The organism is Veillonella seminalis, assembly GCF_003992065.1.
In the GTDB taxonomy this organism is placed as follows: Bacteria; Bacillota; Negativicutes; order Veillonellales; family Veillonellaceae; genus Veillonella_A; species Veillonella_A seminalis.
Genome location: NZ_RQUZ01000017.1, coordinates 1 through 13286, shown reverse-complemented (window position 1 = coordinate 13286; position 13286 = coordinate 1). Strand labels below are relative to the sequence as shown.

Sequence of the window (13286 nt, the reverse complement as noted above, 5' to 3'; positions counted from 1 at the left end):
GAACCTACACCTCTGTATTTCTATAGTTTATCCCGCTCGCTTGGGAGCAGTGGCTTTAGGTTAACCTCTATTAACCGTCAGCCGTTGCCTATATTATACGAACATGATTTAATATAGTCAACCATGATTTTTATACATAGTTAACAATAGCCGATAATTATAGATATGGTTAACAATTGTAATGTCAGTTTGTAAAAAATTTAGAAAAAATGAATAGGACAGATTACCATTTTCAAAGGCCTGTGATAAAATAATAGGTAATGTAGTAAGTATTGTTTAGCCGGCTGAAACGGCGGTGAGGAGGCGAGGCATCTGTTAACTATTGAGCGTCAAAGTGTCACGCCATTATATGAACAAATTTATCAATACCTTAAAGCCGGCATTGAGCACGGTCAATTTGTGGCCGGTTCTCGTTTACCGTCGGTTCGGTCGTTGGCCGGCGAAGTCGGCGTCAGCAAAATTACGGTAGAACAAGCGTATTTGCAATTGGCGGCGGAAGGTTATATTAAGGCTCATGAACGTTCGCCGTATGAAGTATTGCCCTTGCCTGTTTTACTGGATAATCGGACTTACTTTGAAACAGTTACCGAGACTGCGTCAGCACTACCGGATTCGAATACAACATCAATTCGTTATAATTTTGCTACGGGAGCCATGGATCCGGAAGGGTTTGACTATACTCGTTGGAAACGGTATATCGGGTATATTCTGCGTGAACCGGAACGACTCTTGGCTTACGGTAATCCGCAAGGCGAACCGGAGCTGAGGGCGCAGTTGGCCAAGTATTTGAACAATGCTCGAGCCGTTCGCACTACCGTAGATCATATTATTATCGGGAGCGGTACTCAGCCTATGATTATGATGTTGGCGGCTTTGTTGAAACGAGCCGGGCTTACCACGGTAGCCGTTGACGCCAGTGTTATCATCGGGGTAACGCATATTTTTAACGATTACGGTTTTACCGTAATTACGGTAGATCAACACAGTGAAACTTTACTTACCGATTTAGCCGATTCGGCGGCGGAAGTTTTATACTGTACGCCGTCGCATGGCGACAGACAAGGTCGTGTTATGAGCGCCGGTCGCCGCAAGGAACTTTTACAATGGGCGGCCGAACAAGGCAGTTATCTGATTGAAGATGACTATGACAGCGAACTTCGTTATTACGGCCGACCGATTTCTTCACTGCAGGGCATGGCGATCACTGAGCGGGTTATTTATATGGGCACACCGTCTAAGGTGTTGCCGCCGTCCATTCGCATCAGTTATATGGTGCTGCCGCCGGTTCTTTGGGATGATTTTTTAACCTATCGCTCGTCCTATCGGCAAAGTGCCGGTGTCATGGAACAGTTGGTGTGGGCTCGGTATATTAAGGATGGCGAGTGGTCCAAACAAATCAGGCGTTTGCGCAAACATTATGCGGATAAGAGTAAATTCTTAGTGGCTCAATTGCAGCAGACGTTTGGTGATAAAGTTAAAGTATATCTGCCGGAAGGCGGTGTATATATAGGTCTTACGGTGTTTACCGATAAAGGAGCCAAAGCTCTTTTAAAGGCGGCTCGTGAGGCCGGTTGTGATGTGCGCATTGAAGCGGACGGCGAGCACGAAGTGCGTTGTTTACTGTCGTTCAGTGCTATTCCGACCAAACAATTGGAAGCGGCCGTAACACAACTCGGTAACGCTTGGAAAGGAATGTGAGATGATACCATTTCGCTTTATACAATGTGGGGACCTTCATTTGGGAACCCCGTTTAAATATTTAAAATCGTTGGGCAAGCAGGTAGATGAGGCGGCCAATCGGGCTACCTATCAGTCATTTACCAATATTGTGGATTTCGCCATTGATCAGCAGGTGCATGCCGTTTTGATTGCCGGTGATATTTATGACAGTGAAAACCGCAATTTAGAAGCACAAGTGAGGTTTGCTTATGAATGTGAACGTCTAGCGGAGCATAAGATTCCCGTATTCTTGGTGCAGGGCAATCATGATCCGGCAGAAAGTTGGACAGCCAATATTACATTGCCCGATTCGGTATATATTTTTAGTGCCACGAAGAGCGAACGCCAACCTTTATATGTAAAAGGTAAGGTGGCGGCTTATATTTACGGCATTAGTTGCAGCGGTCAAAATAGGGAAGATAATGTAGCGCAGCAATTAAAACCGTGGGCAGATGATCCGTTTTCAATCAGTCTTTTTCACGGTACCGTGGGGGCTACGGCGGATCATGAAACGGTGGGGCCGACTACATTAGGCGAGCTTACCGCATCGCCTATGAATTATTGGGCTGTCGGTCACATCCATAAACGGCAAGTACTCAATGAGTCACCGTATGTAGTCTATGCCGGTAATATTCAAGGCCTTCACAAAAAGGAATTGGGCGCTAAAGGATGTTATCTGGTCGATGTGACGGCCAAGGGCCGTGTGAGCATGCAATTCCAGGAAACGGCGCCGATCCGCTTTGAACAGGTGACGATTGATATTGGGGCTTTAAACAGCAACAGTGATATGATAGAAATGATTCGTCATAAGAAAGAAATGTTGCGCAAGTTGAAAAAGCAGGTCTTGCTTGAAATTGTGCTCACCGGTGAAGGTGCTTTATATGAATTGTGCAGCCAAGCGGAAGTGCGCCAGACTTGGCTCGAAATGGCTCAGGCAGAAGAGCGGAATAAATTTAATTTTGTAATGCCGTTCAGCCTGACGGACCGCACGCGCGGCGTGACGGATTGGAGTACACGTCGCCAAATGGAAGACATGGTAGGCGATTATTTACGCAGTTATGATACAATCGGTCAATTGCCGGCGCCTGAGCAGCTGGTCAATATTCGCAATTTGATTGCGGATCGGCCGGAAAGCAAACGGCTTGGCATGTATCAGGAACTCTTAACGGATGATGTTTTATTGGACGCATTGAGACGGGCGGAAACGGAAGGTGCTCGTTGTCTTATGGGAGATACGGATGAGGATTAAGGAAATATATATAAAGGATTTTGGCCCGTATCACGAATGGTCGTTTACACCGGCTAGTGAAGGGGTGCAAGTTATCTATGGCCCTAACGAAAGTGGGAAGACTTCCTTATTGGAAGCACTTCGCTTCTTGTTATTCGGCAAAAAAAGTAAAACTTACGGGTATGGCTCGGGCTATCTCGTGGTAGAACGTGACGGCGTGTCTTATCACATCGGTCGTGACGGTAAAAAGCTTAATTTCTATTCGTTGGGTAAAGGTCCTATTTCAGAGGAACCGGCCGCGTTATGGTGGCATGGTTTGGACAAAAAGACGTATGATAGAATTTTTGCGATTACCGTTGATGAATTGCAAGGTGCCGATGTGTTGGCCGAAGTAGAAGTACGGGCCCGTTTCTTCGGTGGTGAAGGGGGCGAACGACTGAGTACAGCCGTGAAGGATATTGAAAAAGCATCATCTGATTTGCTCGTAGCTTCGGCCAACGGGAAACGTAAAATCAATGTTCTCATGGAACGCTTGAAACAGCTCCGTGAAAAGATGGCTGAACTCGGCAAGAACGAAGATACCTACACGGGGTATCAGAAGGAGTTGGACGGCATCGCCGCGACGGAAAAAGAATTGCAGGAACGACTCAAAGAATGGCAGGATTACGGTAAAGATGTTGATCTTGTGTTGAGAGCGTGGGATGTGTATAAACGGGCGGAGCATGCCAAAGAGCAGATGAACACTTACGCGGTGACAGACTTGCTCGAAAAAGACGCCTTCTATGAACTGGATGAAAAGATTACGCAGTGTCGCAACAACATGAAACTGTGGAGCGGCAAAGAGGCCGGCCTCGTACCGGAAAACTTTGCACCTGATTCTTTAATCGGGGTGTACAGCCAAGAGATTGAAAATATTTTCCAAGAATTGGGCAAATGGACGCAATTGCAAAAAGAATGTGAACAAGGTCGCAGTTATTTGAAACGAGTCAAAGAACAATTGGATTTGTCGCGTACTTTGCATAATGCGTGGCGTGCCGATGCGGAGATGCCCGAGAAAGTCGATTGGGCAACCGGTGAAAAACTGGCACGTGAGTTGCGCAGTGCTCAAGATAATTACTTGAACTGGCAAAAGCGTAAACCGATTGAACCAGCTGATATTGCCAATTCTACGGTTAAAGACGAAGAAAATTCGCTGAAAGAATTGGAAACCGGTATGGCTCAGTTGAAACAGGCATTTACCGAGTTCGAAAACAGTGCGGCTAAGGAAAAAGAGTTAAATGAAACGAATGCGTCACCGCTATACCGTTATGGTGCGATTGCATTATTGGTTATCGGTATCGGCCTAATGGTAGGAATGCCTGACATGGGACTTTGGCTCGGAATCCTTTGCTTTATCTTGGCAGCCGCAGCATTTTGGTATGGTTGGCAACAGAGTCGTAAGTTAACGGGACTTCGCGAAGCAGCTCTTCATCAGCGAGAACGTTGGGAAGAATTGTTTAAAGCTATGGCTCGCGATTTAGATATGAAGGAACCGCAGACGGCTGTGGATATTCGCGATTTGGAAGATGGCGTAGCGGCTAAACGGGCTGCTTTCAGCAATCAAAATTTGGTGTTGGCCAAAATTCACAGCTATGAACAAGTCTACAATCAATGGTTGGCGGAAGGTAAAGAACTGGAAGCCGCCGGCAATAAGGCGATGGAAGCATGGCAACGATGGTTACCGGAAGGAGCCAGCCGTGTTTTGACAGACAATCAATTCTTTGCTCTTAAGCAAGAATATGACACATATATGGAAGATTTTAACCAATACAAAGAGTACGAAAAACGCTTGGAAGAACATGAAGCGTCATTGCATGAGATTGAATCGCGTTGTGCCGCTTTGTGGGAAAAATTGGAATTGGATATTCCGGTTACGCCGATTGAGTTGCGTCGCGTATATAATTTATTGAAATCTCATCGTCAAAATCAAGTGCGCTGGGAACAGAAAGAATCGCAACGTCGCAATTATCATGAAGAATACGAACAGTGGAGCCGTCAAGAAAAGGCATTGCTTTTGGAACAGCAAGAGTTGTTGCAAAAGAACGGCATCGCTACGGCCGGCGAATATCGTCAGCGCTTGTTGCTGCAAGATCAGTATGTTCAGTGGCAAACGGTATATGAACAAAGTCGTGAACAATTGGCTTTATTCGCACCGAAGAAAGACAGCCATGAAGCTTTATATCGTCGTTTGAAATCGGGAAATAAAGAAAAATGGCAGACTGAAGCGGAACGCAGTCGCTCGGAAATGGCGGCGTTGCAAAAACGTTTAAATTCTTTATATGAAAAACGCGGTCAGATTCAAGAGGCTATGCGTACGTTGTCGCAAGATAAAGCAATGTCCTTGGCCTTACAGGAAGAACAGCAATTAGAAGGTGAATTGCAGGAAGCTTTAACTGCCTGGGCTACACAAGTGCTGGTAAGCCATTTCATGGAATTGGCGCAAATGGATTATGAAAAAGATCGTCAACCGGAAGCTATGGCTAATGCATCGTCGTATTTGTCTTTGATGACGGATGGGAAATATACGTTGCAATTGGGCAGTACCAACTCATCGGTTGAGGCGGTTTTAAAAAACGGCAAAGTAGTACCGACCGAACGTTGGAGCAGCGGTATGGGCGATCAGGTATATCTTGCTTTGCGTCTCAGCCTGGCCAAAGTATTTGCACAACGTGTTGAATCATTGCCGATTATCTTGGATGATATTTTGCTTCGATTTGACGAAGGTCGCCAGAATGCGGCTTTAAAATTATTGGCACATATCGGTCAGACTGAACAGGTATTTATCTTTACCTGCCAGCAGGGGACGGCTGAACGCAGTGCCGAACTGGACGGTGTCAGCGTGTATGATTTGTCGACGCGTGAGGCTATGTAGTTGCTGGATATAAATTGAGTCTATGAAGCTACTAATTGTAATTTTATAAGTTAATAAAGATTAAAAATACGAACTGTTATCATTTGTGAAGCTGTATTGATATGATTAAACCCTCTCCGAAAATATTTCGGAGAGGATTTTTGTATTTAAAAGTACCTTGTATACATGAGATTATTGCACAATAGCTATAGTATATTGCTATATGATTTTTTTGCTGAAGAGGTTTATAATAGAAACAATCTATTTTCTATAGAATGGATATCTGATGTATAGAGATAGCAAACTGTCAATACCGGACAGTTTAAAGCGGTATCAGTTGATCTATGTTGAAGCACTGATACCGGCTAAAGAGAGAGTATAGGGTTTGGAAGGAGCAAGGGCTTATGGGACAAGTACAATATCAAGGGAACGTACAACAACGTCAATCACAACAGCAAGGGAAAACGCAAATAGAAATCCAACAACGAGAACAGGCACAATGGCAGGCTCAGGGGTTATATAATGCAGCCTATGAAAAGGATGCGTGTGGCATGGGTTTCGTGGTAGATATTAAAGGACGTAAATCGCATGATATTATCGATGACGGCCTGCGTATTTTGGAACGTTTGGAACACCGCGGTGCTCGTGGGGCTGATGCTTCGTCCGGTGACGGGGCCGGCATTTTGGTGCAGATTCCGCATAACTTTTTCCAAAGAGAATGCGAAGTATTGGGATTTTCCTTGCCACCGGTAGGCAGTTACGGGGTCGGCATGGTGTTTGCTCATCGCTATGAGTCACTTCGCAATAAACAAAAAGAAATTTTGGAAAGCATTGTTCGGGGAGAAGGGCAAGTCGTACTGGGCTGGCGTGAAGTGCCGGTCGATTCACATGCAGTCGGTGCGGAAGCGGCGGCCATTCGTCCGTGGTTGATTCAAATCTTTATCGGCAAGGGGGATAATATCATGAACGATGAAGATTTTGAACGTAAACTCTATGTGATTCGTAAAGAAGCGGAAAAACAGATTATTCCGCTCAGCAAAGCGGAAAGCGGTGATTTCTACATTGCTTCTTTATCGGCTAAGACCATCGTCTATAAAGGGATGCTTACGCCAAAACAATTGAAAGAATTTTACCTTGATTTGGTGGACTTGGATTTTACTTCGGCTTTGGCCATGGTCCATTCGCGTTTCAGTACCAATACCTTCCCAAGCTGGGCGCGTGCATATCCTAATCGTTTTATCGTGCATAACGGGGAAATTAATACAATCCGCGGTAACATTAACTGGATTAATGCCCGTGAAGGAAAAGCCAATTCTGAATATTTTCCGCAAATTAAGAAAGTATTCCCGGTTGTTGATGACACCGGTTCTGATTCAGCTATGTTCGATAATACGCTTGAATTCTTATACATGACGGGGCGCAGCTTGCCGCATGCCATGATGATGATGATTCCGGAACCTTGGGAAAACAACGAACTCATGAGTCAGGAAAAACGTGATTTTTACGAGTTTAACAGTTTTATGATGGAACCATGGGACGGTCCGGCCGCCATGGGATTCACGGATGGTACGGTTATCGGCGGTGTGCTTGACCGTAACGGTTTACGCCCTTCCCGTTATTATATTACCCGCAATGACCGTTTAATCATGGCGTCCGAAGTAGGTGTTGTGAATGAATCGGCAGAAAATATACGGTATAAAGGCCGTTTGGAACCGGGCAAAATGCTTCTTGTTGATACGAAGGAACAGCGCATCGTATCTGATGAAGAAATTAAGCATCGGATTGCCACGGAACAGCCATACGGTGAATGGGTAAAAGAACATATCATTCATCTGGACAGTATCGAACCGGCTACGGAGGATGAAATCCCGACGGTAGAACATTTAAAAGAATTGCAGCAGGCTTTCGGTTATACGCAGGAAGATTTGGTGCGCATGCTGCAACCGATGGCTAAAGACGGTAAAGATCCTATCGGGGCCATGGGTGCCGATGCACCGCTTGCTATCTTGTCGGATAAACCGCAATTGTTATACAGCTATTTCAAGCAATTATTTGCGCAGGTTACGAATCCGCCGATTGATGCCATTCGTGAAAAAATGGTTACCTCCACGGGCGTCATGTTCGGTAACAGCGGCAATATGATGGACCCACATAAAAGCGGTACTTACTGTGTGTCCTTGGACAGTCCTATTTTGACGAATAAAGAATTTGCGGCCATTCGTAAACTAGACTGCCGCCGTATGAAGAGCACCGTCTTATCGATTCTCTTTGACCCGGCCGAAGGCAGCCAAGGCATGCGCAAAGCTTTGAAAACACTTTGTGAAAAAGCGGAAGAAGCGGCTCGTTCCGATCATAATGTTTTAGTGTTGTCAGACCGTGGTGTTGATGCGGACCATGTGGCTATTCCGGCTTTATTGGCCGTGGCAGCCGTACATAATCATTTAATCAAAAAAGTACTCCGCACGGATATCGGGCTCGTGCTTGAATCCGGTGAACCGCGTGAAGTGCATCACTTCTGTACGCTTATCGGTTACGGCGTAACGGCTATTAATCCGTATGTGGCTTTGGAAACGGTGGCTGATTTGCAAAAACAGGGCCGTTTGGGCGATATCACAGCAGAACAGGCTGAACAAAATTATATTAAAGCGGCCGTAAACGGTATTTTAAAAGTTATGTCAAAAATGGGTATCTCTACGGTACGCAGTTATCAGGGGGCTCAGATTTTTGAAGCGGTAGGCCTCAACAGCGATTTCATTGATAAATACTTTGTGAACACACCGACTCGTATCGGCGGTATCGGTACGGAAGGCGTGGCTTTGGAAACTTTGAGTCGTCATCATCGAGCTTTTGCCGAACCGGAAGATACAACGCTTGAAGCCGGTGGCTTCTACGGTCCTATGAAAGACGGGGAACCGCATTTATATAATCCAAAGACTATTGATTTATTGCAACGGGCTTGTATTGAAAACGATTATGAGCTCTACAAACAATATGAGTCAGATATTCGCAATGATTACCATGTAACTCTTCGCAGTTTGTTGGATTTTAACTTCCCGGTTGGCGGCGGTATTGCCATTGAAGAAGTGGAACCGGTTGAATCCATCGTAAAACGCTTCAAAGGCGGTGCCATGAGTTACGGTGCCATCAGTAAAGAAGCACATGAAACGATTGCCATTGCCATGAACCGTTTGGGAACCATGAGTAATTCCGGCGAAGGTGGTGAAGATGCGGCTCGTTATAAACCATTGCCTAATGGGGATAGTTGTTGTGGTGAAATCAAGCAAATTGCCTCCGGTCGTTTCGGCGTAACGTCCGAATACTTGGTTAATACGAAAGAATTGCAGATTAAATGTGCTCAAGGGGCCAAACCGGGTGAAGGCGGTCAATTGCCGGGCAAAAAGGTATATCCGCCTATCGGTAAGGCTCGTCATTCCACACCGGGCGTAGAACTTGTGTCACCACCGCCTCATCATGATATTTACTCTATCGAAGACTTGGCAGAATTGATTTTTGATTTGAAAAACGCTAATCGCGATGCCCGTATCAGTGTTAAATTAGCGGCGGAAGCCGGTGTCGGGACCATTGCGGCAGGTGTAGCGAAAGCGAAAGCCGACAATATTTTGATTTGCGGCTATGACGGCGGTACCGGCGCGGCCGGTCGTACCGGGATGCGTCACACAGGGGCCCCTTGGGAACTTGGTTTGGCAGAAACTCATCAGACGTTACTGCTCAATCGTTTGCGTGACCGCATCGTACTTGAAGTAGACAGTAAGCTTATGACCGGTTTCGACATAGCCGTAGCAGCCTTGTTGGGGGCTGAAATGTTTGGCTTCGGTACTTTGCCGCTCATTGCGGTGGGCTGTAAGATGGCTCGTGTTTGTAATTTAAATACCTGTCCTTACGGTGTAGCTACGCAAGATGAAAAATTGCGTAAAAACTTTAAAGGCAAACCGGAATATGTGGAACATTTGATGCTCTTCTTGGCTCGTGAGCTTCGTGAAATCATGGCTAAACTCGGTATCCGCAGTGTGCAGGAAATGGTAGGTCGTGTCGATCTGTTACGTCAAAAAGTAGTGGATGATAATTATAAATTGTCACGTATTGATATGAAACGCATTCTGTTCCGTCCATACACGGATATTTCGGTAGGTCATTATCATCAGCATGAACAGAACCATGAATTGGCAAAGACTTTGGATGAAGGTAAATTGCTTCGCATGTGCCGTCCGGCCATTGAAGAACAGAAACCGATTCGTGCTAAATTAGCTATTAATAATACACGGCGAGTAGTTGGGACTATAGTAGGCAGTGAAATTACGAAACGCTATGGTGCCGAAGGTTTGGCACCGAATACAATTAAACTCAGCTTTGTAGGCAGTGCCGGTCAAAGCTTCGGGGCTTTCATTCCGAAAGGCATGACTATGGAGCTCGAAGGGGATGCCAATGACTACATGGGGAAAGGCTTGTCCGGTGGGGTTATTACCGTATATCCGCCTAAAGAAGCACTCTTTGAAGCGGACCAGAATGTTATCATCGGCAATGTGGCCTTCTATGGTGCTACGTCCGGTGAGGCCTATGTAAGCGGCCGTGCCGGTGAACGTTTTGCCGTGCGTAACAGTGGTATTACAGCTGTTGTTGAAGGTGTCGGTGATCACGGCTGCGAATACATGACCGGCGGTGAAGTACTCGTGTTGGGTCCGACCGGCCGTAACTTCGGGGCCGGTATGTCCGGCGGTTATGCGTACTTTTTAGACTTCGACGTACGTAAATGTAACACTGCTTTGGTAGAAGCCAGACCGGCTGCCGGTGAAGACTTGAACCGTATTAAATCCTTGATTGAAGCTCATGTATTACATACTAATAGCCGCAAAGGTCGTCATATCTTGGATAATTGGCAAAACTTCTCGCAGCGTTTTACTAAAATTGTACCGACTGCGTATGAAGCCATGCAACAGGCTATTGCCGGCTATCAGGCGAACGGTATGACTTTGGAAGATGCGCAGTTACAGGCATTTAAAGATACCTATCATATCAAGTAAAAGTATTTAAGTCGTAATAACATAGACGTTATTCGTAAATATGGTTTTAAAAGAGAGTTCGTTTGATCTCGGGTTTTCATAGTTAAACTCGTTCAAACGAACTCTTTTTGCTGTAATCGGCGATTTTCGAAGAATAAAGATTTTTAAAATATTCAAAATGGTATATAATGAAGGTCAGACGATATGACGATGTCGTCTTATCGATACGCTATAGTCGTTGTATAAGCGGTAATACGTTATATACGATTATATAAAATAAAAATATATGCTATTAGAACGATAATAAATATTATACGAAGGAGTTAAACTTGAAGTTATTACATATAGTGACAGCTCTATTTTTCGGCGCCGCCGTACTCTTGGGAGGCTGCGGTACAGCTGCAACAGAGTCTGTTGAGACAACTAAAACGGTAACGCCGAATACAACCGTAACCGACAAAGCTGAGCCGACAGCCGAATTGCAGGAAGCAACGAAGCTTTTGCAAACGAATGACTATGCAGGCACTATTGCTAAAGCCGATGAGATCTTGAAAAAGTATCCGCAGTCTGATGCAGCGTATTCCTTAAAGGGAATGGCCATGGGACTCAACGGTAACCCGGCAGACGGTTTGGTTTTGACAAAAAAAGCCTATGAACTCAATCCTAATAATGTAAGCAATTACTATAATATGGCCATGCTCTATAAATTGCAGGGGCAGTTAACGGACGCAAAGTTTTGGTTTGAAAGAGTCCTTACAAAAGATCCGAAGAATACATGGTCTGTATATGGAATCGCTACAATTTATGCCGATCAGGGACAAGATGCTAAGGCTCTTCAGTATTTACGGCAGGCTGTAGCTCTGGATTCCGCTGTCAAAGAGGCGGCGCGGACGCAGGATCATTTTGAACGTTTTCATGGCAATTCGGAGTTTGAAGCGATTGTAAAATAACCGGAGAAGGAGGACTAACTATGAAAGGACGACAGTACCGTTACCGGTGGTTATTCATGGTGATGATTGTAATGGTGGCCGGTCTTATGGCGGGATGTTTTGGGCCGCCGAAAGTAACCACGGCAGAGGTCGATATGCACGAGATGCCGGTTAAAATTAATAATGATGCCAATATTACGGCACTTAATAAGGCAACGATTGAACCAACCGTTTCCGGTCAAGTCAGCACAATGGCAGTAAAAGTGGGCGATGAAGTTAAACAAGGCCAGGTGGTGGCTATGTTGGATACGAGCACTATGCAAGCCCAATTAAATCAGTTGATTCAACAATTGAGTGAACAACAAAGTCATGGTGGGGTGCAGGCTGTACCACAAGAAACTACGATAGTGCCGGGCGCTGTATCGGCCGGTGATGTAAATCGTGCGCGTGAAATGATGCAGAATGGGATTATTACGGAAAAAGAATATCAGACAATTGTGCAACGTTCACAGGCTACCGTAGTGACAAGCGGTGGCGGCTATGTGTCAACCGGCGGTATGGAAACAGCCGGTATTCAAGCAGCCATTGCTCAACTTCAAGCACAAATTGCACAAGCACAAATTGTATCGCCGATCAACGGTCGCGTAGCCGCTATCTATAATGAAGATCGCAAGGTGGCGATTGAAGGCAGACCGTTCATGCTCATTCAACAAAACTCGCCGGTAGTAGCATCGCTCAGCATTCCGCAAAGCTTTGCGTTGAAGTTGGCGGATCCGGCTATGAAACCGACGATTAAGGTATATTTAAAAGTGGATGATAAACAGATTCCCGGTGAGTTAACGTATATCGACACAAATGCACCGGCCGGTACACCGAGTGTTTTGGTTAAAGCTACTTTCCAAAATGCCGATAATGTAATTAAGCCCGGTGAGTTCTATACCTTGGTGATTGAATCTGAAGCTAAAGCACCCGTATTAGCTGTACCGAAAGAAGCGATTCGTGAAAACAAAGACGGCAAGTTTGTGTACGTAGTAACCGCTGATAATACGGTTGATGTTCGCGTAGTTGAAACGAGTGAAACCGCCGATGATTATACGGCCATCATAATGGGACTCAGCAAAGGCGAACGTGTTATTACATCTAAAGGTGAATTTGAACTGGGACAAAAGGTAGAATACTAAGAGATTAGTATATTTAACTGAAATATACTGATAGTTATGTTTTTTGTATTTTGTTTATATGGCGCATATAATATAGTAGAGTGTATACGAAGTGCCTATAAATACCATATGTTGAGTGAACGAGGCTCTTATTTGAGCCTCGTTTTTTGCTTTTGTATATTTTTCTTAAAAAAATTAAAAATAGGGGTTGACGTCTTTGGCTTATTTTTGTTAGAATAGTCAAGTCGTCAGTTGACGATAACACAGCGCGGCAGCGTGTTGTGAGTGGTATCAATGTTTAAAACTTGTAAATAACTTGTAAAAAAGTTGTTGACATAAAAA

At 45.0% G+C, this 13286-nt stretch carries 6 protein-coding genes; all 6 read left to right on the top strand.

Features of this window, described 5'->3' with window-relative positions:
• The first annotated feature begins 312 nt into the window (after window positions 1–312).
• The gene (pdxR, locus tag EO126_RS09985; protein ID WP_276317389.1) at window positions 313–1698 is read left to right on the top strand and encodes a MocR-like pyridoxine biosynthesis transcription factor PdxR; all 1386 of its coding nucleotides are present in this window, start codon (window positions 313–315) and stop codon (window positions 1696–1698) included.
• A 1-nt stretch (window position 1699) separates the two neighbouring features.
• Window positions 1700–2968: a metallophosphoesterase family protein gene (locus tag EO126_RS09980; protein WP_127008746.1), complete on the top strand. Its 1269-nt coding sequence runs from the start codon at window positions 1700–1702 to the stop codon at window positions 2966–2968.
• Window positions 2958–5858 carry an ATP-binding protein gene (locus EO126_RS09975; RefSeq protein ID WP_127008744.1) on the top strand — a complete coding sequence of 967 codons (2901 nt, stop codon included), beginning with the start codon at window positions 2958–2960 and terminating at the stop codon, window positions 5856–5858. The genes EO126_RS09980 and EO126_RS09975 overlap by 11 nt, the downstream gene beginning before the upstream one ends.
• A gap of 383 nt (window positions 5859–6241) precedes the next feature.
• On the top strand, window positions 6242–10876 hold the full coding sequence (gene gltB / locus EO126_RS09970; RefSeq protein WP_192496436.1) for a glutamate synthase large subunit: 4635 nt from the start codon (window positions 6242–6244) through the stop codon (window positions 10874–10876).
• 308 nt (window positions 10877–11184) lie between these two features.
• Entirely contained in the window at window positions 11185–11805 is a 621-nt protein-coding gene (locus tag EO126_RS09965; protein WP_127008742.1) for a tetratricopeptide repeat protein, read from the top strand.
• A 20-nt stretch (window positions 11806–11825) separates the two neighbouring features.
• Window positions 11826–12965, top strand: coding sequence for an efflux RND transporter periplasmic adaptor subunit (locus EO126_RS09960; RefSeq protein ID WP_127008740.1), 1140 nt, complete (start codon window positions 11826–11828; stop codon window positions 12963–12965).
• The last annotated feature ends 321 nt before the right edge of the window (window positions 12966–13286 follow it).

Coding starts and splice junctions, on each gene's coding strand:
- EO126_RS09980 (WP_127008746.1), top strand. CDS start 1,700: ATGATACCATTTCGCTTTATACAATGTGGGGACCTTCATTTGGGAACC.
- EO126_RS09975 (WP_127008744.1), top strand. CDS start 2,958: ATGAGGATTAAGGAAATATATATAAAGGATTTTGGCCCGTATCACGAA.
- EO126_RS09960 (WP_127008740.1), top strand. CDS start 11,826: ATGAAAGGACGACAGTACCGTTACCGGTGGTTATTCATGGTGATGATT.
- gltB (WP_192496436.1), top strand. CDS start 6,242: ATGGGACAAGTACAATATCAAGGGAACGTACAACAACGTCAATCACAA.